General features: G+C 35.1%; 23 protein-coding genes. 22 read left to right on the top strand and 1 reads right to left on the bottom strand.

Annotated features, from left to right (window positions below; genetic code table 11):
• Window positions 1–45: 45 nt before the first annotated feature.
• From K412_RS0104010 to K412_RS0103905, 22 genes are all read left to right on the top strand, one after another.
• A complete protein-coding gene (locus K412_RS0104010) occupies window positions 46–411 on the top strand; it encodes a hypothetical protein (protein ID WP_024831920.1) in 366 nt (121 codons plus the stop codon).
• Window positions 412–899: 488 nt separating this feature from the next.
• On the top strand, window positions 900–2,948 hold the full coding sequence (locus K412_RS0104005; protein WP_024831919.1) for a methyl-accepting chemotaxis protein: 2,049 nt from the start codon (window positions 900–902) through the stop codon (window positions 2,946–2,948).
• A gap of 162 nt (window positions 2,949–3,110) precedes the next feature.
• The gene (locus K412_RS0104000) at window positions 3,111–4,244 is read left to right on the top strand and encodes a serine hydrolase domain-containing protein (RefSeq protein ID WP_024831918.1); all 1,134 of its coding nucleotides are present in this window, start codon (window positions 3,111–3,113) and stop codon (window positions 4,242–4,244) included.
• 302 nt (window positions 4,245–4,546) lie between these two features.
• Window positions 4,547–4,807, top strand: a complete 261-nt coding sequence (locus K412_RS0103995; protein ID WP_024831917.1) for a hypothetical protein — start codon at window positions 4,547–4,549, stop codon at window positions 4,805–4,807.
• Window positions 4,804–5,346 carry a helix-turn-helix transcriptional regulator gene (locus K412_RS0103990; protein WP_024831916.1) on the top strand — a complete coding sequence of 181 codons (543 nt, stop codon included), beginning with the start codon at window positions 4,804–4,806 and terminating at the stop codon, window positions 5,344–5,346. Before K412_RS0103995 ends, K412_RS0103990 begins: the two co-directional genes overlap by 4 nt.
• Before the next feature lie 224 nt (window positions 5,347–5,570).
• Complete coding sequence (locus tag K412_RS0103985) at window positions 5,571–6,581, top strand: ABC transporter ATP-binding protein (protein ID WP_024831915.1); 1,011 nt, start codon at window positions 5,571–5,573, stop codon at window positions 6,579–6,581.
• Window positions 6,556–7,344, top strand: a complete 789-nt coding sequence (locus K412_RS0103980) for an ABC transporter permease (protein ID WP_024831914.1) — start codon at window positions 6,556–6,558, stop codon at window positions 7,342–7,344. The genes K412_RS0103985 and K412_RS0103980 overlap by 26 nt, the downstream gene beginning before the upstream one ends.
• A 3-nt stretch (window positions 7,345–7,347) precedes the next feature.
• Complete coding sequence (locus K412_RS0103975; protein ID WP_024831913.1) at window positions 7,348–8,184, top strand: ABC transporter permease; 837 nt, start codon at window positions 7,348–7,350, stop codon at window positions 8,182–8,184.
• A 28-nt stretch (window positions 8,185–8,212) separates the two neighbouring features.
• Window positions 8,213–9,784: a bifunctional metallophosphatase/5'-nucleotidase gene (locus K412_RS0103970; protein WP_024831912.1), complete on the top strand. Its 1,572-nt coding sequence runs from the start codon at window positions 8,213–8,215 to the stop codon at window positions 9,782–9,784.
• Window positions 9,785–9,809: 25 nt separating this feature from the next.
• Window positions 9,810–10,061 (top strand): acyl carrier protein, encoded by a 252-nt coding sequence (locus K412_RS0103965; RefSeq protein WP_024831911.1) that lies wholly within the window; start codon window positions 9,810–9,812, stop codon window positions 10,059–10,061.
• Between the two features lie 25 nt (window positions 10,062–10,086).
• Complete coding sequence (locus tag K412_RS20380) at window positions 10,087–11,205, top strand: BtrH N-terminal domain-containing protein (RefSeq protein ID WP_034847133.1); 1,119 nt, start codon at window positions 10,087–10,089, stop codon at window positions 11,203–11,205.
• 37 nt (window positions 11,206–11,242) lie between these two features.
• On the top strand, window positions 11,243–12,757 hold the full coding sequence (locus K412_RS0103955) for a class I adenylate-forming enzyme family protein (RefSeq protein ID WP_024831910.1): 1,515 nt from the start codon (window positions 11,243–11,245) through the stop codon (window positions 12,755–12,757).
• Window positions 12,758–12,772: 15 nt separating this feature from the next.
• Window positions 12,773–13,930 carry a nucleotidyltransferase domain-containing protein gene (locus tag K412_RS0103950; RefSeq protein ID WP_024831909.1) on the top strand — a complete coding sequence of 386 codons (1,158 nt, stop codon included), beginning with the start codon at window positions 12,773–12,775 and terminating at the stop codon, window positions 13,928–13,930.
• Window positions 13,931–13,973: 43 nt separating this feature from the next.
• Entirely contained in the window at window positions 13,974–15,083 is a 1,110-nt protein-coding gene (locus tag K412_RS0103945; protein ID WP_024831908.1) for a UDP-glucuronosyltransferase, read from the top strand.
• A gap of 84 nt (window positions 15,084–15,167) precedes the next feature.
• Window positions 15,168–15,860, top strand: coding sequence for a thymidylate kinase (locus tag K412_RS0103940; protein ID WP_024831907.1), 693 nt, complete (start codon window positions 15,168–15,170; stop codon window positions 15,858–15,860).
• On the top strand, window positions 15,835–16,956 hold the full coding sequence (locus K412_RS0103935) for a BtrH N-terminal domain-containing protein (protein ID WP_024831906.1): 1,122 nt from the start codon (window positions 15,835–15,837) through the stop codon (window positions 16,954–16,956). The genes K412_RS0103940 and K412_RS0103935 overlap by 26 nt, the downstream gene beginning before the upstream one ends.
• A 1-nt stretch (window position 16,957) precedes the next feature.
• Window positions 16,958–17,668, top strand: a complete 711-nt coding sequence (locus K412_RS0103930; RefSeq protein WP_024831905.1) for a thioesterase II family protein — start codon at window positions 16,958–16,960, stop codon at window positions 17,666–17,668.
• Between the two features lie 9 nt (window positions 17,669–17,677).
• Window positions 17,678–18,928 carry a type III PLP-dependent enzyme gene (locus K412_RS0103925; RefSeq protein ID WP_024831904.1) on the top strand — a complete coding sequence of 417 codons (1,251 nt, stop codon included), beginning with the start codon at window positions 17,678–17,680 and terminating at the stop codon, window positions 18,926–18,928.
• Window positions 18,871–20,283, top strand: coding sequence for a preATP grasp domain-containing protein (locus tag K412_RS0103920; protein ID WP_242835520.1), 1,413 nt, complete (start codon window positions 18,871–18,873; stop codon window positions 20,281–20,283). Before K412_RS0103925 ends, K412_RS0103920 begins: the two co-directional genes overlap by 58 nt.
• Before the next feature lie 27 nt (window positions 20,284–20,310).
• Window positions 20,311–20,559: an acyl carrier protein gene (locus K412_RS0103915; protein WP_024831902.1), complete on the top strand. Its 249-nt coding sequence runs from the start codon at window positions 20,311–20,313 to the stop codon at window positions 20,557–20,559.
• A gap of 35 nt (window positions 20,560–20,594) precedes the next feature.
• On the top strand, window positions 20,595–22,145 hold the full coding sequence (locus K412_RS0103910; protein ID WP_024831901.1) for a hypothetical protein: 1,551 nt from the start codon (window positions 20,595–20,597) through the stop codon (window positions 22,143–22,145).
• A complete protein-coding gene (locus K412_RS0103905; protein ID WP_024831900.1) occupies window positions 22,142–22,810 on the top strand; it encodes a CYTH domain-containing protein in 669 nt (222 codons plus the stop codon). The genes K412_RS0103910 and K412_RS0103905 overlap by 4 nt, the downstream gene beginning before the upstream one ends.
• Here K412_RS0103905 and K412_RS0103900 read toward each other — a convergent pair.
• Complete coding sequence (locus tag K412_RS0103900) at window positions 22,807–23,007, bottom strand: hypothetical protein (protein WP_024831899.1); 201 nt, start codon at window positions 23,005–23,007, stop codon at window positions 22,807–22,809. The two genes, K412_RS0103905 and K412_RS0103900, sit on opposite strands and share 4 nt — an antisense overlap.
• Window positions 23,008–23,202 lie beyond the last annotated feature (195 nt).

Genomic DNA, 23,202 nt, shown 5'->3' with positions numbered 1-23,202 from the left:
TAATACATAGAATAATGTTTACGTAGAAAGGGGTTGAGAAAATAAGTGGAGCAAATAAACGAAACCTATCCGGAAAGGCCCTGGGAACTTAAACCTTGTAAATTTGAAGAACTTGAGAATAAAACAAGGAAAATGATGGGCAATGATTACTGGGAGAAAAACAAAGAGCAATTAATAGAAAAGTGGAAGCAATCTGTAAACATAGAAAACAAAAGAATACAGCTGCTAAGTTTTCTCTCCGAAAAGGGTAAGGCTACCTTAGATGAAATTTATGGGGTTATTGGAGAAAAAGAGAAAAATGAAGTTCTTAAAATATTAGCAGTAATGAAATTTCAAAAACTTATAGAAGGTATTGATAATCGGTTAATTATAATTAGTGACCTTGGAAAAGAATATTTGAAAAACTCATAGAAAGAGCTAAGACTCTTTCTTTTTTTGCGGTTAACGATAAATTTAGAATACGTAGCTGAATTACTTGATTTTAGTTTAAAAATCATTTACAATATACATTAAATGACAAATAATACATTAGTTTGTTAAATATATAATTAATTAAAAAAATGCATAAAAATGTAATAAAAAATTGAATAAAAACTTTTTTGCTATATTCTAAGTACACGGAAACAGCTGTATTTTAGGCATACCTTATAAGCATAACTAGTACAAGCTCGTATATAGAAGTAAAAATTTTGTCAGATAAGATTATTTAAATGCCTTATGTTCACAGTTTTTTTGAGTGATTGTGATGGTACACTTTATATTTTGTTGCAATATGATGTATTAAAAATATATAAAGTTTTACAAGAACACCAAGGATAGGAGGTTTGGAATAATCTATTTTTTATATTAGGGTTTTAGATACAGTATTTTTAACTTAATTGAGGGGGCGTGTACTAAAAATGAAAATAAAATCAAAAATTTATATTATATTTTCGGTATTAATTATATCTTATTTGGGAGGACAATTTTTATTTCTTAGCGTAGCAAACGATATACTATATAACAATTTTAATAATCTCACATCAACTTTAAGTAAATCTGCAAATCAAAAGGTAAAGGGTCAATTAGAAAACATATCAAATCAAATAAGCGTGAGTATAGAATCAATAGAAAATCAGGTTGATCTATCAATGCTCAATGCGGCATACGCATTACAAGAAATAGATTCTCAGAAAACTCTTACTGACAGCGATCTTGAAGCAATCCGCAATAAGATGGGAATGAGTGATTTATATCTTACAGACGAAAATGGCGTATTTATAGCTTCAACGGAAAAAGCGGCAAAAGGTTTATCACTGTTTTCCATATGGGAGGGCTATAAAGACCTTGTCACAGGAAAAGCCCAAGTATTACCGTCTACTTTAAAAATTAAGGAAGAAACAGGACAAATATTCAAATTTACTGCAATACCAAGAAAAGGAAATAAGGGCGTTATTGAAACTGCATGCGAATCCGGCGTTGTAGAAAAGGCACTAAGCATGTATGTTGACAATAACAATAGCAACGGAATTAACTCAATTCAGATAGTTGACAGTGAGGGCATTGCCCTGACACAGAACCTCAAGCAGGGAGTTAAGGCTCAATGGCCTAAAGGTAAAAAAGTTGAAAACAATTATGTAAAGCAAGTATTCAAAGACGGAAAAGCAGTAATTAACATTAATGACAAAAATGGTGATGTTTTTGCTCCAGTCAAGTTTGGAAACGAAATCAGATATGTAATGCATGTAAACATAGATACTTCAACTTACTATAGCGAGGCAACAGTAACGAAAAAGAATCTGGATTCTGTTCTAAAGAATCTGAGTATAAATCTTATCCTGTATGCTTTACTTTCATTCGTTATACTTTTGGTATTGCTTTTTATACTTCTGATGTATCTGAATTTTGTATTGAAATCTTTGAAGAGATTTGCAAATGTACTCAAATCCATGGGTAAAAATAAAAATAATAATAATAATCTGGAAACTGTTAATGTAAAAGAGGCTGAACTCAATGAAATTCAGGATGGTATAAATGTTGTTACAAAAAGCTATGAAGAAATTATAAAAACCATTAAGACCAGTATTGCTAATGTATCGGCTTTGCAGCTAGAGTACAGTAAAAATATGAACAATGCTTTTGAGACTATAAAGCAGATTTCTTTGGCATCTGGAGAAATGGCAGCAAACAACGAGAAAGAAATGCAGCATGTAGATGAGATAACTAAGGTTATGGGAAACATGATCCATACGTTGAATGATGTAAACAGTGCCACCCATTCCCTTAAGGACATGTCCGACAAGACTCATGAATATGTAAAAACAAGTGATGAGGGTCTGAATAAAATTACAAATGCCATGGAAAGAGTTGAGATGGAAGTTGCAAACAGTCATGAAAGTATAAAACAGTTGATTAACAGTTCAAACGAAATAAGTGGAATAGTTGAGTTTATAAACAGTGTGACTTCACAAACAAATTTGCTGGCTCTTAATGCGGCCATAGAGGCAGCTAGAGCAGGGGAAGCAGGAAGGGGCTTTGCAGTAGTTGCTGAGCAGATAAGAAAACTGGCAAATGACAGCTCCGAAGCAACCAGCAGGATAGTCGAAATATTAGGTAATATTAAAAAGGACATTCAATCTACTACCGAAGGTAATGAAAAACAGATTATTGTCATAAATGATAGTAAGTCTGAAATTGACTCGGCAAAGGTTGCTTTAAAAGGACTTATTGATTTCACTATCAAGTCAAGAGAGCAGGTTGAAGAGGTTGCAAACAATGTAGAACTTCTCAGAGAAAATGAGAAAACAGTGGAAGATGTTGTAGCAGTAGTTAACCAGGCTATTGAGTCTAATGCTGCAAGCAGTGAAGAACTACAAGCTACAATAGAAAATCTTCTTGCTTCCATGGAATACCTGTCAGAGTCTCAAAACAGCATAACAAACGAGTTGCAAACATTGGATAAACTGTAAAATATTATAACGTATAATAGAATTCTTTAAGGCTGTGAGTGAACTTGTGTTCATGCATAGCCTTTTTTCTAATCTTTTAGCTGCCGGATATATTTTAAATAAATAAGGTTTGATGTAAAATATATATGAAATGCGAATTTAAAATTGAGGAGGATATTCATTTTGGATAAATCTATATTAGCAGATTATCTGGATTCGCTGGAAGCAAAAGGTATACCCGGTTGTGACTGCGTTATTTTTCACAATCATAAACAGGTTTTCCGCCATACTACCGGATTCTCAGATGCAAAAAAAACAAAGCCCTTGACTTCTGCAAATACATACTGGTTATTCTCGGCAACAAAGCTTATAACATGTACTGCTGTTATACAGCTTATTGAAAAAGGAAAAATATCATTGGATGCCCCTGTAGCTGATTACCTCCCAGAATACAAACATTTGAATGTTAAGTGCGGTTCTGAAGTGGTGCCTGCTAAAAATACACTTACAATCAGACATCTTCTTTCCATGCAAAGCGGGTTAAACTATAACCTTCAGGCCCCATCCATACTTAAGGTGCTTAAGGACACTAATAATGAAGCTACTACCAGAGAGATTATACGAGAATTGGCAAAGGAACCTTTAGAATTTGAACCAGGTACTCATTTTCTTTACAGCCTTAGCCATGATGTACTTGGGGCAGTTATAGAAGAAGCTGCCGGTCAAAAGTTCGGAGAATATCTGGATGAACATATACTAAAACCAATTGGAATGAAAAATACAGGCTTTGAGCTAACAGCTGACAGAGAGGCAAATATGTCAGAACAGTTTGAATTTGATATGGATACTATGACATCAAAACCCATATCCTTAGAAAACTGCTATAAGCTTTCCAATAAATATGAAAGCGGAGGGGCAGGTTTGATATCTACAGCAGATGATTATATCCTGTTTTTAGATGCAATGTGTAATGACGGGGTGAGCGCAAACGGATATAGAGTACTTACAAGAGAATCTATTGATTTGATGCGTAAGGATCAGATGAACGACATATCTAAAAAGGATTTTGATGAATTTGGCAGAATAGGATACAGTTACGGACTTGGCGTACGTACTCTTATTGAAAAGGAAAAATCCGGCTCTAAAAGCCCCTGTGGGGAATTTGGCTGGGATGGTGCTGCAGGAGCCTATGCAGTCATTGACGTTGATAACCATCTTGCGATTTTTTATGTACAGCATGTGCGTAACTGCGGTTATGCTTACTCAGATATTCATCCTAAAATCAGAGACCTTACTTACGAAATGCTAGGACTATAGAATAAAGTTCAAGGATAAGCATATTGACCATAAAAACTACCCAAAAGTTTAGTGGTTAATATGCTTATTATTTATCAATTCCAACTAATCCCTTTACTGACATTAAATAATGTTATTGATTAATTTTGTAGAATTAGACACAAGTTAATATTATGTTAATGTTTAAGGAAGTTTTAACTAATATTATCAAAAATGGTAAACATAATTATGTTAGCTTTTTCTATTATAGGTGTGGTAATATAAATATAATGCAATATGAGTTTTTGATTATGATTAAAAACTGAATATGGGGGGATATATACATGAGATTACAACCAGTAGAAGAAATACTAACGTCATGGAGAAGATGTATTAATTCTGGTTTGACTAATTCAGTTTCTGCTGAGAGTACGTATATTAGTAAAGATGCGTTACAAACAGCATTAAGTGAAAGCAAGCAGGTAATATCGCTATTTGATGGAATAGGGATTGAGTTGGAAAACCTTACGGTAAACAAAAACTTAGCCTTTTTATTAATTAATCCCGAAGGAGTCCTTTTAAAAAAAAGTGCTGTAAAGAATTGAACAAGAAAATTGAAAAAATCGGGATTAAAATTGGAATGTCTTTTGCAGAAAGGTCAATAGGTACCAATGCAATAGCCTTGTCTATAAGAATAAAAAAACCGGTTTACACTACACCACTGCACAATTATTGTGACCTACTCAGAGAACTCTATTTTTATTCAGTACCGCTAGAAGTTAATAAAAATGATATAGGTTATTTAGCTATATGTAGTCTAAATGAGCCTGTTAAGGTTGAATTTGAAGTTATCGCTAATCTTACTGCCTACAAATTAATCAATGAGTTTAAATCCAATAAAATTAGTACAATTCTGCCTGACAAGATGGATTGTGTGTTAAACAAGAAGCAGCTGAATATTCTAAGGTTAATTGCTATGGGAGTCCCCGACAAGACTATAGCACTCGAAGAAGGTATAACCATAAATACTGTTAAGTACCACAAAAAAAGTATTTATAAAAAACTTGGAGTAGAATGTTCAGCACAAGCCGTAATTAAATGTTTAAAGCTTAATCTTATGTCTATAGACGATATTGATTGTTGAAAATAAAAAGGGACAGACTACCTTTTAAGGTAGTCTGTCCCTTTTTATTTATTTTACTACACTAAGAAACAATGGCAAATTCAGAAAATGTTATATAAAATGACAATTAATACATCATATTGGAATTATTTTCTGTTTTTAATTTAATTGTTAGTATTGTTAGTACGGTTCTAATTAGTTTCTTTTTGTATTTTGTAGAAAAAAACGAGAGAAGGGTGCCCAAAATGCCATTTATTGAAGTAAACAATCTTGTAAAGGATTACAAACTCAATGTAAGAAAAAAAGGGTTATTAGGTTCGCTTCAAAGTCTGCTTGTTCCTGAGTACCAAATGAAGCGTGCTGTTGATAATATCAGTTTTTCCATTAACAAAGGTGAAATGGTTGGTTTTATAGGCCCAAACGGTGCCGGTAAATCTACAACTGTAAAAATGTTAACCGGGATACTGGTGCCAACCTCAGGATCTATAGTAATTGACGGTCTATGCCCATATAAAGAAAGAAAAAGAAATGCTATGCGTTTAGGAGTAGTTTTTGGCCAAAGAACTCAACTTTGGTGGGACTTACCCGTAATAGATACTTTTGAAATTCTGAAATATATTTACAAAATACCTGCAGACAGATACAAAAAAAATATGGAATTATTTAATGAATTATTAGAAATTAATTCATTCATGAGTCAACCGGTAAGACAGCTTAGCCTTGGGCAAAGAATGAGGGCAGATATTGCAGCTGCATTGCTGCATGACCCTGAAATCATATTCTTTGATGAACCGACCATAGGACTTGACGTTATTGCAAAAGAAAAGATAAGAGAGTTTATCAGGTACATAAACAAAGAAAAAGGTACAACAATGCTCTTTACCACTCATGACATGCAAGATATTGAAAAGACCTGCCAGAGAATGATAATTATTGACCATGGTATAACAATATATGATGGCACGGTAGAAGAAATAAAAGAAAAGTACGGTACTAACAGAACTCTACAGGTAGATTTTTCTGAAAACGTAGAAAAAATTGATATACCCGGAATACAGGTAATTGAGGAAAAGGGAAACAAAAAGAGATTTACATTCCGAAAGGATGAAATCCAAATATCCAGTCTTATAAATGAATTAACCCAAAAATACTCTATTGTGGATTTTACAGTTCAAGAACCTGAAATTGAGGGGATTATCAGAGAAATCTATCAAGGGGGGATCAAGTTCGATGAGAGCCTATGTGGAGTTCGCTAAAAAGGCATTCCAGAATAACATTGCATATAGGGCAGATTGTGTAGCAGGTATTATAAATGCCATAATCATGATTTTTGTCAACATATGTGTTTGGAAGGCAATCTATGAGGATGAACAGGCTGTAGACGGTGTACAGTTTAAAATGCTCATAACCTATGTGGTTCTTGCATTTCTTATGCAGTGTATTTATGCCATGGATGAGTACCACATTGAAAATAAGGTACGTTCAGGCTCGATAGGATTGGATTTACTCAAGCCTATTAATTTCAGTGGCTATATTTTTTCATATAATTTAGGTATCTTGATTTTCAGAGTTGTCATGCAGCTCACACCTGCACTTATCATTTCCATAATCCTTTTCAAGATGCTTCCGCCTTTTTCATTAACAATGTTTGCGCTTTTTTTACTCAGTATGATATTAGGCTATCTTGTATTATACTGCTTAAATTTCATAGTATGGATAAGTTCATTTTGGTTTTATTGGACATTCAGCCTTGTAACTATCAAGGACGCAGCTGTAATGATATTGTCGGGTGCATTACTTCCGCTGTGGTTTATGCCTCAGGCAATGGTAGATTTTATAAAACTTACACCCTTTGCTTCCATATATTATGTCCCCATAACTATTTACTTGGGGCAAGTACCCATGGAAGAAATAGCTTTTGCACTTTTAAAACAACTCATATGGGTTCTTGGCCTTTTTATAGTTGGCAGACTCTTATGGAGATCAGCATTAAAAAAATTGGTTGTTCAGGGGGGATAGTCAGTGAAAAAGAAACCTTTATACAGTCCCATTGAAATGATTATTTTGATAATGAAGTATGCAAAACTCAGTATAAAATCAATTCTGGAATATAAATTTGATAGAGTCTTTATTACAATAGCGATTTTTTGCAGAGAAATGATTTCCGTCGTAGTTATGTTTCTCATACTTACAAGATTTGTACGGATAAAGGGCTGGGAGTATAATCAGATGTTTTTCCTGTATAGCTTTCTGTTTTTATCTTATAGCGTATTTGTATTGTTTTTTGCCGGTATGAGAGACTTTGACAATATGATTTATTCAGGAGAATTTGACAGGTTTCTGACTAGGCCTCTTGGGCTTATGTATCAGATAGTTGCCTCAAGAATAGATTTGAGTGCGGCTCTGGGTCACGGAATAGTAGGAATAATACTATTTGTAAACACTGCATTTTCAGTAGGAATAGTCTGGAATGCAAAAAATATTATTTACTATATAGTGATTCTGTTGTCAGGGGCAGTTATACAGGCGTCAATATTCTTGTTTTCCGCTTGCTTCAGCTTCTGGACATACAAGGTTGATAATCTTAGAAATATGATATTCTTTAATGCCAGAAGAATTTCCGGCTATCCCTTGAGCTTTTATCCGGGTATTATACAAAAACTGCTGATGTTTGTAGTACCTTTCGCTTTTGTAAACTTTTTTCCTGCACAATACTTCTTACGAAAAAGTGAAATGTCTTCTTATTGGAACGGTTTTTTCTATATGACACCGGTGGTTGCAGTAATAATGTTTTTGTTGGTATATGCTTTTTGGAAAAAAGGTGTAAGCCGTTATTCCAGTACAGGTACAGCAATGTAATGATACAGACTAAAGGGGGACTATTGTTTTGAAAAGCTATAAAAATCTGATTGTTATAGGAGTGCTTGTATTCGGTATAGCAGCATTTCTTACGGTAAAGTATGTTAACTTTAATGATTTGCTTAAGAACATAGGCTATTATGATGAAAAAGTAAGTGTTGTAAGTACTGCAGATATACACGGGCATATTATCTTCGATGAGGAGGCTGGGGGATATTACTCTCTGGATGACGTAAGTGTGATGATGGGTATGCCCCTAATGAAACATTTAATAGATGACATAAAGGAGAAAAATAAGAATACATTGGTTCTGGATTCAGGAGATATGTTTCACGGAACCAACGAAGCCAACATAAATAAGGGGGAAGGAGTTGTACAAGTAGCCAATTTAATGGGTTACGATGCAATGACACCCGGTAACCATGATTTTAACTTTGGTTATGACAGACTTGTAGAAATTAAAGATGAACTCAAATTTCCAATTCTTTCAGCTAATATTTATAAAGATGGAAAGCCTGCTTTTCAAGAGTATAAGATTGTAGAAGTTGGAGGAAAAAAAATAGGTCTGTTCGGAATGACGGAGCAAAATGCCCTTATAAATACAAATTCCCGGGATAATGAAGGTGTAACCATTGAAGATCCTATAAAAATTGCAGAGAAAATGGTAACGACGCTAAAGGATAAGGTGGACGCAATAGTACTTATATCTCATCTTGGGGATGACATAGACAGAAAAGTAGTAAATAAAGTAGACGGTATAGACTTAATTCTGTGCGGACATCACCACTTTTTATATGAAAAGGCTGAAAAGATCAACAATACATATCTGGTTGAGGCTGGAGGATATAGTACCCACGTAGGACTTGCAGATATGTACTTTAAAGACGGGAAACTGGCAAAGGTAGTATGGAGTGTTAAAAAGACAAAAGACAAAGAAAAAGCCGATCCTGCTGTAAATAAGGTAGCAGAAAAGTATCACTCAATTGCTCTTGAAGCTACCAAAGAAGTTGTAGGAAAAACTAAGGAAAAGCTTGACGGCTTTAGAAATAACGTAAGAAGCAGAGAAACAACTTTAGCCAATCTGCTTTGTGATGCAATGCGTGAAACTGCCGGAGCAGATTTGACTCTTATGAATGGAGGAGGAATACGAGAAAGTATTCCGGCGGGAAACATCAATCTGTACATGATTGGAAAATCTCTACCATTTGTCAATTCTCTTGTCACAATAGAGGTGAAGGGAGAAAACATATACACTGCAGTAGAAAGAGGTATAAGACTGTATCCTGACGGAGGATCCAATGGAGGTTTCCTGCAGGTGTCAGGTATAAATTATACATTTGATGCATCAAAACCTGCCGGTAAAAGGCTGGTAAGCATTACAATGAACGGTAAACCGCTGGATAGAGAACAGTATTACAAGGTTGCTACAAATGATTATCTGTATAACGGCGGTGATGGCTACGATGAATTGAAAGAAGGAAAGCTGCTAAGCAAGGGCGAGCTTCTTAAAGATGTTCTTGCTAAATACATAAAAGAAAAGGGTGATATTTCAGCAAAGGTTGAAGGCAGAATAAAGGTAGTAAATGAGAGGTACAAGTAAAATATTTTAAAGGAGTGTAAAACTTATGCAGAGACAAGAAATAGAAAGCAAGGTATGTGAAGTTGTAAGCAGAGTTGCACAATTTAATAATGACAATGTGGTGACAGACAGTGATTTAAGAGATAACTACGGAGTTGACTCAATAGTTCTTGTGGAACTTCTGGTTGAAATCGAAGATATTTTTGGAATAACTTTTGATAGTAGTTCTTTAACCTATGAAACATTTTCAACAGTGGATTCTATAACCGATTATGTTGACAATATATTGAATTCTTAAATACGTAGTGATAGGACAGGTGACTATGATAAAACAAATGAGCGATGTACCCAGGTATTTTGAACCGTACGTAAATGATTGTTTTCATAATGCTTATTCTGCCGTACTTTTACATATGGGAATGAATCCTAACATTATTCTTGCTGATTATCTATCATTTATGTATGACTGTAAAAACCGACATATTGGGGTTAACTATTTTTACAGGCCGAATACGACGGTTGAGTTTACAGAAGATGAATTGAATACATCCCTTGAATTTGTCTATCTGCCGCAAACTACCTTATACAGTAAAGCGGTAGCAAAAAAGGCTGATATCAGGTACAAAGACAGGGTTCAAATCAACATGTTCATTGAGGATAACCCTGATGTGGCATATCAAAGATTAAAGGAAATGCTGGATAACGGCATACCCGTAGTTGCAGCTGTTGATTTGTTTTATATGAAGTATCACAGGGCGTACGGAAAGGAACATGGTTTACATTGTGTGGTATTTACCGGATATAACGAAGAAGAAGGACTTTTTCACTTGTTTGATAAGTATAAGCTTTCAAGCAGTGATTTTGACGGGATACTGCCTATAGACGAAGTTAACTTGGGAAGGACATCGGATAATCCCTTGCCGGGAGGAAATGAGACACAAAAAAGACCAGTTCGTAATCTTTGGATGGAGATAAGCTCAGATAAGGATTTTAAAGTTACAGAAGAAAAATTGCTTAATGTTATAAGAGAAAGCTGCCTGAGAATGAGAGGACAAAAGGAAGTTCTTGGACATAAGTGCGGCTTAGAAGCAATTGAGCTATTTACAAAAAGTTTATTGGAAATGAAAAATGAAAAGATTGATGATGAAAAAGTCTACTGGTTCAGAGTGTATCTGAACGGCACCTTAAAAAATATTTCAAGAAGCAGGAAACGTTTTGCGGTATTTATTAATGAAATCAGTTCTATATTGCCACAACAAACTGTATCGGACTTGTGTGTTTCATTGAATGAATCCTCAAAACACTGGGATATTTGCTCCAGTATTGCTTTAAAGCTTGGAATAAGAAAGTCGTTGGATATGATTGATGATTTGGTAAATCAACTTGATATTATCCGTGAATTGGAGAACAGTATTGCAGAAAGGCTGGAAGACTGTCTGTAAGTCACAAACCTAAATATATAGAAGGGAAGCGACGCAAGTGAAAGAATTTGAATACTCACCATGGAACCTTTTTAACGAGAGCTGCGAGAAGTACAGAGATAATATACTACTTATATACAATGATAATAAATTTACATATGGACAGATATATGAAAAGGTTTTGGAGTTTTGCAAACTAATAGAAGACTGGGATTTTAAAATAGGTGGAATTTATCTTCCGAATTGTACAGAATTCATTACAAGCATGTTGGGTTTAAATCGACAGAAGAAGGTTTTTGTATCACTTTCGTATCAATTCAAGGGAGATACTCTTACAGATCTTATAAACTACACAGATGTTGAACTTCTAATAACAGATTCAAAAGGGTATAGTGCTATTCTTAATAGTATTGAAAAGATGAATATAAGGATAGTACTTGTTTTACAGGAAAACGGTACATTTGCAAAATACGAGTTCAAAAAGGAAAAGCGTGAGCTTACAGATATAAAAGAAGATACTTTTGGTATTTGCTTTACATCAGGCTCCACTTCCAGACCAAAGGGGATAGTATTGTCAAATCATGCAATTGTAGGAAATGCATTGGCGGTTGCAGAACATTTGGGTTTCACCAGCGATGAACGAACTATCCTGCCAAGGTCACTTGCACAGGCAAGTCCTATATCAGGAGACGTGCTGATGGCAATAAGTCGAGGAGGAGGAATTATCCTTCTGAATAATGTGTTCCATCCGGCAATTTTCTTAAAAGCAGTTCAGGAGTATAAGGCAACTAATTTTTATATAGTAAGAACCATGCTTTTGCAAATTCTTGAGTATTCTCAATTGAAAAATTATGATATTAGTTCGGTTAAAAGAGTCCTTATCGGCGGAATGGTAAATCCTATGACAATTTACCAACGGGCAGCTGAAGCATTTCCGGGGGCAAGGGTTTTCAATGCTTATGGCACATCAGAGGCATCAGCCAGAGTAACCTTTGGTGAACATGAAGATGTAACAACACTGCCTTGTGTAATCGGAAAACCTATGAGAGGCTGCGGTATAAAAATCTATAGAGAAGATGGAAGTGAAGCCCCAGTAGGCGAAATAGGAGAATTATACATAACCAGCGATTACATGATGGACGGCTACTATAATTCACCTGAACTTACAAAAGAAGTTCTTAGTGAAAAAGGCTTTCGTGTAAGAGACTTGGGTTATAAGGATGAAGAAGGACGTTTCTTTGTACTTAGCAGGAACGATGACATGATTATGCAGGGTGGAAGCAGAGCTTATCCAATAGATATAGAGGAAGTTATGCTTAAAAATCCGGTAGTCAAGGAATGTGCAGTAATAGGTGTTGATGACGAGAAACTGGGACAGAGAATTGTAGCCATGGTAGTTCTAAAAGAAGGTTGTCAGGCAGAAGTAAAGGATATATACAAATGGTGCAATATACAGCTTGAAGACAGAAAAGTGCCAAAGGAAATATATATAATATCGGAAATACCGAGAAATGCAATCGGAAAAATTAGTAAAAGCGATGTTAAAGAATTATACCAAAGCTTAAAAAAATGACAGGGGGAAATGAGAATGAAAAGAGAAGAAATATCAAAGGAAAGACAGCTTGTATTGCTAACTGCAGTGGAAATGAATGATTCACAGGGTGATGAACTGAAGAAGATGCTGGATGGCGGTGTGGACTGGTCTGAAGCAATATACCAGATGATTACTCATAGAACCTTGCCTATGTTCCGGTACAATCTCAAGAAGTTTAATCTTTACGATTCAATGGAAAAAGAACTACAAAGACTTATGGATACTCAGTGGGCAGTGTTTGGCGAAAGAAATACCTGCTATCTTGAGAAGCTTTCAGAAATACTCAAGGAGTTTGAAAAGTACAATCTTGTAGTTCCTGTTCTAAAAGGTAACCTTCTTGCAAGTATAGTATATCCTTCAATAGAATCAAGAATATTCAATGACTTGGATATGCTTATGAACCTTGATGATGTAGGAACTGTAGTAAAGGCTCTTGAGGATCTTGGTTATATACAGGGTAATTACGATGAGGAGAATGATGTAATAGTAGAAGTGCCAAGAAAGCAAAAAGTTCTGCACCAAATGGCAACTCATGAAATACACCAGTTCCTTAAACTCAGCGATAACAAGTTCGCAAAACTTGTTGAAGTTGATGTAAACCACGACATTCTCTGGAAAGGCAATTGCCCTTACAAAGTAGTGACAAAAGACCTTATACAGAGAGCTATTCCTGTTGAAATAAATAATACAAAGGGGTATATGTTGGACTACATAGATAATATTATCCAACTTAGCTGCCATTTGTACAAAGAAGCATGTCTCATGATATGGATAGCAAGTCTTAAAGACTTGAAAATTTACAAGTTTGCAGACTTATTTATGTACATACGCAAATTCTATGACAAGATTGACTGGAATCTGCTTGTTGAGAGAGTTAAAGAGTATAAACTGGAGAAAATCCTTTACTATAACTTCTACTACATAGAGCTTATGTTTGGGGAGATAGTGCCTCAATTTGTAAAGGACAGTTTTAAACCGGAAGATCTTTCTTATCTAGATGAGTACGCAATTGAAAACAAAGAACCATCAAAATGGCCATATGATTTCTTTACAAGGCTTTTTGATGTTAACAGAATTCTGAATATAGACCAGAGCAAAGCTACAGGTATGAACAGGTTCCTTGATGCAAAATTTGGTGAAGGCCAGTCTTAAAATATTTAAAGACATATAACTATAAGCCAAGGAGTTGAATCCTATGGGAAAAAGAACAGTAACAATACTCTGCTCAGGCTTTGGACTTGGGCTGTATATTCCGGGACTTCTTATAGACCGCAGATTACGGGAAAAAGGAGTTTATACTGAAATAGAAGTATTCGAAAATCTTATATCACAAGATAAGAGGGATAACATACAAAAGAGCCGGAAGGCATATCACAGTAATTTTGCTGTTGCATTAATGTCTGCACGAATGCCTATGGATATTCGTCAGAGTATTGACAACGAGCTTGCAGATGCGATGATGAAGAGCTGGGCTAAAGAGAACAGAAGGGATTTTATATTACTGTCTGGGCACTGGCTGCACATAATCGATGAATACAGAACAAGGATAGCTCCTGAAACTGTTAATGCAGAAATACTGTATGTTGACTGTGATTTGCCTCCGTCATGGAAAAGCCTTCAACAGTATAAGCCAGACTATAATCAAAGCTATAAAGAAGTTTGGCTGTATGATTTCGAAAACACTAAAATTCAGTATCAGATTCCAATTGTAAATGAAGAGCCAATCCCCATACTTGAAAGACCAGAGAGATTCATTATCCATGGAGGAGGCTGGGGTATGGGAACATATCAGGGGAAAATACCCGAGCTGCAGGAAAAAGGTTTTGAATTGGATATTGTATTGTATGAAATTCAGGAAGCTTCAAGAAAAAGGATAGGGGACAGGTGTTTTATGGTTGACCCTTCATGGAGGGCATGGAATAAAAATGAAAGAGGCAGTTATGAGTTTCCGCCCTTAGCTCAGATAATACCTGATGAAGAACCTATATTTGAAAATAAAGAAGAATATCATGAGCTTTTTGATATTACAAAGAATACAAGAGCAATCATTGGAAAGCCGGGTGCTGGGACCCTTATGGATTCATTATCATCTGCAACACCAATGATAATGCTGGAACCCTTTGGGGAGCATGAAAAAAAGAACACCCGGTTGTGGGAAAAACTTGGTTACGGAATTAGTTATGATACTTGGAAAGAAAAGGGTTTCTCTATGGAAATATTGCGAGAACTCCACGAAAACCTTGTAAAAGGCAGAAAAGCTGCTCTTGACTACACAGAGGGCTATAAGTACAGAAATAGCTTGTAGAATGGCAGAAATGCGTTACATTAGGTTCTTCACTTAAAGCAATATTATTAGTTTACATAAATAAAATTATGGATGTGAAGGCTTATGCAACAAGAAAAAAATACATCAAGCGTGAACGGCATGTTGATAGTATTTGAGGGAATAAGTGGTTGTGGGAAAAGCGAGAGCGTAAGGGCTCTGAGAAAGTATCTTACCGATAATGGATATAAAACCAGTGTGTGGGAATGGAATTCAAATAAGGTAATAAGAAACATAATTAAAGTATTTGACTCCAGAGGATTACTGACACCTAGTATATACAGCTTTTTTCAATGGATTAGTTTTCTTATAGATTACCTTTTTAAAGTAGTTCCGCTTTTAAAGAAAAATTATATTTTAATTGCAGACAGATACATATATACTGGTTTGACCCGTGATGATGTAAACGGAGCGGGAGGAGCAATGGGAAGACTATTGCACAGGGTTGTTATAAAACCGACCGTGGTGTTCTTTCTGGATGTAAGTCCTGAAGTTTGTGATAGAAGAATCAAAAAAAGAGGAAAAGAGTTATTCCACACAAATAAGCTCATAAGAAAAAACAAGCTTTTGAAAAACAAAGAACTTTATTACCTGACTAAGCTGAGGAGCAAATATTTGTGTTTGTTTAACGATAAAAAAATCCAAAATGAAACCAATATTATTACAGTTAATGAAGATACTGATGCCGTGTTAAAATATGTCGATGATTATATTTCAGGCAGAAGGGAGACTTATGAATACTTTAAGCCGATCAATTGACGGAGTACCGCGATACTTCGCTCCTTACGTAAATGACTGTTTTCAAAATGCCTACGGAGCAATTGCAGCACACTTTGGGTTGAAACCGGAGTTGATTTTGGCCGACTATCTGTCTTTTATGTATGATCAAGATACAGGATATATAGGGCTAAATTATTTACATAAGCCCTCACGCTCTTTTGAGTTTTCTGAGGAACAGCTGAATACTTCCCTTGAATACGTTTACTTTCCGGCAGTTACACATTATAGCAGACGTGACAGAAATGAAGTACAAAAATTACCTGACAATAAAATAAAAATTTCCTTATATATTGAAGACAACCCCCAGATAGCTCATGAGAGGCTTATTGAACTGATAAACTTGGGAATTCCTGTGATAACAGTTGTAGACATGTATCATATGAGTTATCACAGTGCCTACCATAATGCTCATGGGGCACATGCTGTTGTTGTAACTGGATACAACCTGGAAGAAGGGTACGTGGAAATTTTTGATAAGTATGGACTATCCAAAAGTGATTTTGACGGAAGGATGTCTATAGAAGAGTTTATATGCTCAAGAAATTCAGATAATGATCAGGGTTCATATAAGAAGCCCATAAGAAATATGTGGATGGAAGTCAGTAAAAATGAATGTTTCACACCGGATTATGCCAGCTGTAAAAATATTATTGTTGAAAGCCTAAGCAGGATGAAGGGTGAAAAGGACATTTTGGGATTTAAATGCGGATTACCTGCATTGGAGAGTTTTATAAAGGATTTAGTATATAAAAGAGACACTATGCCGGATGATGATTTATTTTATCTTTTGAGGTATTACAACACGGCCTTTAAAATTGTGTCAAGGAGCAGGACAAGGTTTATGGTATTTCTCAAGGAAATATCAGCAATGGTTGATGATATAGAAGAAATCTGCGATTGCTTTAATAATTCTTCAGCCAAATGGGAAATAGCATCTAATTTGGCCCTTCGTTTAGCCTTAACAAAAAACAAGAATGTTATGAGCAATATATGCAGGCAACTGGAACTCATAAAAGAAACTGAAAGCCGTGCAGTTGAAAAGCTTCTTAAATTAAGCTTTAAACGGGAGGCATAAGATGAAAGAAATTAAGCTGTTTTGTTTACCGTATGCAGGAGGTTCAGCGGATGTATATGCAAGATGGAGAACTTTTTTGAACAATTCCATAAAGCTTTATCCCATTGAACTCCCGGGAAGGTCTAAAAGAGCAAAAGACCCATTTTATAAAAGTATGGAGGAGGCTGTGGAGGATATAGCAAATCTTGTTGAGAGGGAAACACAAGACAGTGATTATGCTGTTTTTGGCCACAGCATGGGCAGTATAATAACCTATGAATTGGTATGCAGTCTTTACCAAAAAGGTTTGAAATTACCAAGGCATGTATTCTTTTCAGGAAGATACCCTCCTTATATTGAAAAGCAGGGAAAGAATATGCATTTATTGTCTGATGATGAGTTGATACAAGAAGCAGTGGCAATGGGAGGAATACCTGAAAAGCTTTTAAAGTATAAACGATTGGTGGAAAACGCAGTTAATACTCTTAGGGCAGACTACACAATTCTGGAGACATACGGTCATAATCCCCATATACATAAATTAGATATTGATATTTCTGTACTTTCGGGTACAAATGACGAATTGGCAACCATTGAAGATATGAAATGCTGGGAGCTGTATACTAAAAAAAGCTGTACATTTTACACTTTTGACGGAGGGCATTTTTACATTCACAAAAATGCCGAAGCAATAGTGAAAATTATAAATAATGCTTTGGCGGTCGCAGAATAGGAGGGTCATATGAACGACAAAATACTAAATGATATCGCAACCAGATATGGAACACCTGTCTACGCTTATGATACTGAGAAAATCATATCTCAGTATACATTGCTCAAGAACAGTTTACCACAAGAGGTTGGGATATTTTATTCTATGAAGGCAAATCCTCTTTTGGGAATATGTCAACTGTTCAAGAAGCTAGGCAGCTGTATTGAAACGGCATCTTCGGGAGAATTACACACTGCGCTTTTAGCAGGATTTTCACCTGATAAAATTATATTTACCAGTCCTGGAAAAACGTATGAAGAATTGAAATATGCTGTGGAAACCGACATTTACAGTATAAATATAGAAAGCTTGGAAGAAGCCCAAGCAATTAATCAAATAGCAACTGAAAAAAGTAAGGTAGTAAATATATCTATAAGAATAAATCCTGACTTTGACATTGCAGGCTCCGGTATTAAAATGTCAGGAGTTGCATCTCAGTTCGGGATAGATCAGATTCTTATGGAGAATGTATTTAATGAATTAAAAACACTACCAAATATTAATGTAATTGGGATACATATATATACAGGGACACAGGCATTAAATGCCCACAGTATTGTTCAGAGTATGGAGCAAATTATTAAGCTTGCACTGGATACTTCGGAAAAATACTGTTTTAGCCTCAAGTTTCTAAACCTTGGCGGGGGTTTTGGTGTTCCTTACTTCAAGGATGATAGTAATCTTGATATGGACATACTCCGCAATGAGTTTAGTGATATATGGGATAAATACAAGGACAGGCTTTCTGACACGCAGGTTTTTGTAGAAAGCGGAAGATTTCTTATGGCTGAATCGGGAACATATCTTACAAAAATTCTTTACAAAAAAGAATGTAAGGGCAGAAAATACCTGGTTTGTGACGGTGGTTCAAATCAGCATGCGTCATCTGCTTTCCTTGGCAGGCACATTAGAAATAATTTTCCAATGCATATTCTCAATAAGTCGGGCAATGAAGAGCAGGTAAATGTAGTAGGGCCTCTATGTACTCCAACAGATGTTATAGGACAGAATGTTATGCTGCCCGAAGCTGTTCCAGGAGACATAGTAGCAATTGAAAAGTCAGGAGCTTATGGAATAACACAGAGCCCAGGACTTTTCCTGAGTCATCCGTTACCGGCAGAAGTTCAGTATTATGAAGGTAGGACATATATTCTCAGAGAAAGGTGGGAAAAAGAAGATTTTATGCAAAGACAAAAACCTTTGGATACAAATCTTCTTTAAACAGTATGAGAAACGATTTTAACTTAGTGAACCTTCTTACCACAGAAAGAAGCAAAGGAATCATAGTATGGTTGTGTAATATAGGTGCGGAAAAATACTGGAGTAACTTGAGTGCAGGAGTTGTTAATAGGCAGGAGGACATTGCTGTAAACCGTATGGAAGAAATGAATCTTCTCATATGCAGAGAACAGGATATTGTTATTCTTCGAGAAATGCCTAATGAAGATTATCTGGAAAATCTCAAAAGAATGGGTTTTTCTATTCCAACTATACTATCTCCTGAAAATGCTGATTTATTAACTCCCATTTCAGAGTTGGTACTTGGAGATGAAAACTTACTTAATAAATTAAAAGAGGCCGCGGATAAAAACGATGATTTGTATTTTGTTCCCTATGGAATTACTCATCTTGAAGAGGAAATAGCTCAAAAGACAGGTATGAAGATAATGGGGGCACCTTCACATATTAATGCAAAAATCAATGATAAGATATTTAATAGAGAAATATCTGAAAAGCTTGGTTTAACTGTGTGCCAAGGAAAAGTGTGCAGTTCTACTGATGAAATCAGGGAAGAATATGAAAGACTGACAAATAACGAACCATTCTTTAGCAAAGTTATTATTAAAGAGCCAAAGGGTGCTTCGGGAAAGGGCTTATACATAGTGGACAGCAAGCATAAGCTGGAATCAAGCCTAAGAATGATAGCACGATTTTCCAAAGGCAGAACAGATAGTAAATGGCTTGTGGAGGGCTGGTACGATAAGAAAGGGGATGTTAACTACCAAATATACGTATCCCCTGAGGGTCAAGTAACGGTCTTTTCTATTAAAGAACAGTTACTGAGAGACACAGTTTACATAGGCTCGAAAATGCCTCCTGAACTGGAGCAAAAAGTTCTGGACAGTTATGTAGAATATGGACAAAAAATAGGAAGGTATTTGTACGAAATCGGTTTTACAGGAGTTGCAGGAGTTGATTCAATTATCACAGAACAGGATGTATGTATTCCTATAATTGAAATTAACGGCCGATTTACATTATCTACTTATATTTCATTTGTTAATCAAATTTTGAAGGATAAAAAGATATTATCAAGATACTTCAGACTGACTCCTGAAAAACCCGTGAACTATACCGATATTTGCGGCAAACTGGACAAAGAGGGTTTGCTAATAAATTCTGATACTAAAGAAGGAATATTCGTTTATACCTCCGGAACACTTCCATATAAGCTTCACGACAGCAATGACTGTTGTGTGGGAAGAGCTTTTGCATTAATAGTATCTGATTCATGGGAGAAAGTCAGTATACTTAATTCAAAACTAGAGAATATTATGGAAACTTATTCAAAATAACATAATTTATCAAAGGAGATGTATCTTATGGAAGTAAAAGAACAAATTATAGCTGTAATTGCTTCAGCTTTAAACATTGAAACTGAACAAATAAACAGCATATCAGAAGATGAAAACCTTAACAGGATAGGTGTGGATTCAGTTAATTTTATTGAAATTATTATTAATCTGGAAGATAAATTAAATATTGTTTTTGATGATGAAGAACTATTGCTGGATAATCTGAATACACTAAACAAGTTGGAAAAGGTAGTAAGTCAGAAACTTGGAAATTAGTATGGTACATACTAATAAAAGATGGGGGTAAATTAATGGGGAAGGCCTTGGACATTGACCTGTATAAAAACGGGTTTGATTATAAGAATATTGACTGCATACAATCTCCGATTGCTGCAGCGGCAGGTTATTTTAATCGTGAAAACTATTTTTATTACTGTTTTTTACATAGCATTGCAGGAGTATATGTAAATTACTCGAAGTACGACCCATCAGACTATTCCAACAAAATCCTAAGCAAAATGGGCTTAGAACTTAAAAAAATCGATTGCAGAGGGTGTACCACTGAGAATGTAATTTCCATGGCAGCCGAGGAAATTTTTTTTGGCAGGCCTGTTATTATGGTTGTAAAATATAATTCATTATTTTATAATTCTTATTACAAAAATATGGACTTCAAGCTTAATCACGGATTACTTGTGAATGAGTTTAATGAGTCAAATAGAACATTTTGTATTAGAGATCAGTTTTATAAAGACATTCTGGATACTCATAAAAACACTTACTTTCCTCTTCATATTACTTATGATATGCTTGAAGAAATATGGGAGCACTCAAACAACCAATTTCGAATGGAATTAGCTTCGTGTGCAGACAGTATTTACAGCATAGATCAGAATGAAGAGGTAAATCTGGATACAAACAAAGTCATTAGTATTGGGTTGTCAATGTTTGAAGGTAAAAACGAATTGATAAGTATAATAGAAGATTTTGATGGAACTAAGGATTTTGACAACAATATTTTAGTTAACAGGCTGCGTTTCCATGGGAGCCTGGAACCTATATTCCATATACTTTATGAGCAGTGCATAAATCAAAGTCTCGATCTTACCCGGTTGCAGGAAACGAAAAAAAATATAGAAAATATCAGAAACAAAGTAATAAATGCTCTTGGTAAGGCTAGCCGGCGTTGTGAAAAAATAAGCGAAGAGAGAAAAAAAGATTTGTGCAAAATGGTTACTGATGGAGATGAAATGCTTCTGAACCTTTTGAAAACTTTGGTTGTTTACGAATCCGAAAAAAAGCTGAGTAATTATTTTATAGATATATCAGAATACTATAACAATCAAGCTTTTGAAGATACCTTGAGGGATGATTCCAAAGCTGATATTACAGGAGAGGGCACACATTACATATTCCAAGATTTATTGGTAAATCAGGAGTGGATAAAAGGGGATTTATGCTTTAATTACAAATATTTACCATCTAAGGCTGATAATATTAGTTGTAATGCTCAGGAAATAAGTATACCAAACATAAATGCACAATATATTAGTATACTTGGCTGTTCTGAGTTTGGATGCTATAGAGAGAATATAGTAATAGAGTATTCAGACGGAACAAAAAAGATAATAACTGCTGACTTTTCGGATTTCTTTCAGCCTCCCATTTATGGAGAAAAGGTTTACTGGACTGGGGCAGCAGCAGAAAGAAAAAATGGCAGGACAAGGTATCATAGCTTTAATGCAAGGCTATTAGCAAAGAGATATCCTATAGAACCCGGATGTGTAGTGAAGATATATTTACCTAATAAAAGAAATGTTCATATATTTGCTTTGACACTTACCGACGAGGTGGTTTTATGAAAGAGGGAAAAAATATAGAAGTAGAAAAGAAATATGTAATTGATGAGGAAAACGGCTTCCTTTTCAATAAAGTCCGAGATGAGTTTTCAGGCCTTATGAAAAATTTCAAGGCAGGGGACATAAAAGTAAAAGATAGTGCAGATGATTACTTTGATACTGACGGTGGCGACTTATACGGGCAGAATATAATACTTAGGATTCGAAAGGATAATAAAAGAAACCGCATAACGATAAAAAAGGATATTCCTGACATAGATGCTTGTGGCAGTAACAGTCACCTTGAAAGATTTGAATACGAACAAGATATTAATTCAGAAAAGATAGAAGACAACTGGGAATTACTAACAAAATATTGTGCGGAACTTACTGAAAGGTTCCAACCGAAGGATTTTCATAAAGTAATCAGGATTGAAAAAAGCCGAGAGAAAGTACTTTTTTCTCAAGATGAATTCTCAATTGAGGTTGCTTTCGATAATGTTACTTACATAAATCTAAAAAATAATGTATCAAAAAAAGAATACCAGATAGAAATAGAACTCAAATCAGATTACGCCCATAGAGACAGATTAAACACTGTAACAGATGAGCTGGAAAAGAGATATGAGTTTCTTAAACCCAATTTTGAATCAAAATATAAAAGGGCAGTGAATTTGACAAGTATTTAAAAAAGATCTATGGTAAATGGAATTTGTTCTCCGAATAATTCATTGAAGGTTTTAACAGCTTTTTTGTCTACACTAAGCAAAAGGGCTTCATTTGTTGACATTATTACTTCGGCATAACCAATAAAAATATTATTTTTAGTTAATGCAATTATGCTTCCTTCAGTCATGTTTGTATTGGGGGGGATTTTTAGTATCATATTTTTCACCGTTTCGTTACTGGTTTATATAGTATATTCTATTTATGCTCAAATTATTTTAAAAATATACCATTTTGCTACCAAAGATAAAACCATTATATGCAAAAAGGAACCCGGAGTCCCCTCACTCCAAGTTCCTTTTTGTTTTTTTGTGTGTGATATAATATTTATCCTTGAAGTAATGCTAACATATAT

The organism is Ruminiclostridium josui JCM 17888 (genome assembly GCF_000526495.1).
Lineage (GTDB): Bacteria > Bacillota > Clostridia > Acetivibrionales > DSM-1351 > Ruminiclostridium > Ruminiclostridium josui.
The sequence above is the reverse complement of the archived record's forward strand: the minus strand, read 5'-3'. Positions and strand labels throughout refer to the sequence as shown.

Excerpts from the sequence above, each read along its gene's own strand:
- K412_RS20380 (WP_034847133.1), top strand. The coding sequence starts at position 10,087 with ATGATAAAACAAATGAGCGATGTACCCAGGTATTTTGAACCGTACGTA.
- K412_RS0103940 (WP_024831907.1), top strand. The coding sequence starts at position 15,168 with ATGCAACAAGAAAAAAATACATCAAGCGTGAACGGCATGTTGATAGTA.
- K412_RS0103900 (WP_024831899.1), bottom strand. The coding sequence starts at position 23,007 with ATGATACTAAAAATCCCCCCCAATACAAACATGACTGAAGGAAGCATA.
- K412_RS0103980 (WP_024831914.1), top strand. The coding sequence starts at position 6,556 with ATGAGAGCCTATGTGGAGTTCGCTAAAAAGGCATTCCAGAATAACATT.
- K412_RS0103995 (WP_024831917.1), top strand. The coding sequence starts at position 4,547 with ATGAGATTACAACCAGTAGAAGAAATACTAACGTCATGGAGAAGATGT.
- K412_RS0103985 (WP_024831915.1), top strand. The coding sequence starts at position 5,571 with ATGCCATTTATTGAAGTAAACAATCTTGTAAAGGATTACAAACTCAAT.
- K412_RS0103910 (WP_024831901.1), top strand. The coding sequence starts at position 20,595 with ATGGGGAAGGCCTTGGACATTGACCTGTATAAAAACGGGTTTGATTAT.
- K412_RS0103915 (WP_024831902.1), top strand. The coding sequence starts at position 20,311 with ATGGAAGTAAAAGAACAAATTATAGCTGTAATTGCTTCAGCTTTAAAC.
- K412_RS0103930 (WP_024831905.1), top strand. The coding sequence starts at position 16,958 with ATGAAAGAAATTAAGCTGTTTTGTTTACCGTATGCAGGAGGTTCAGCG.
- K412_RS0103905 (WP_024831900.1), top strand. The coding sequence starts at position 22,142 with ATGAAAGAGGGAAAAAATATAGAAGTAGAAAAGAAATATGTAATTGAT.
- K412_RS0103935 (WP_024831906.1), top strand. The coding sequence starts at position 15,835 with ATGAATACTTTAAGCCGATCAATTGACGGAGTACCGCGATACTTCGCT.
- K412_RS0103950 (WP_024831909.1), top strand. The coding sequence starts at position 12,773 with ATGAAAAGAGAAGAAATATCAAAGGAAAGACAGCTTGTATTGCTAACT.
- K412_RS0104005 (WP_024831919.1), top strand. The coding sequence starts at position 900 with ATGAAAATAAAATCAAAAATTTATATTATATTTTCGGTATTAATTATA.
- K412_RS0103965 (WP_024831911.1), top strand. The coding sequence starts at position 9,810 with ATGCAGAGACAAGAAATAGAAAGCAAGGTATGTGAAGTTGTAAGCAGA.
- K412_RS0103945 (WP_024831908.1), top strand. The coding sequence starts at position 13,974 with ATGGGAAAAAGAACAGTAACAATACTCTGCTCAGGCTTTGGACTTGGG.
- K412_RS0103925 (WP_024831904.1), top strand. The coding sequence starts at position 17,678 with ATGAACGACAAAATACTAAATGATATCGCAACCAGATATGGAACACCT.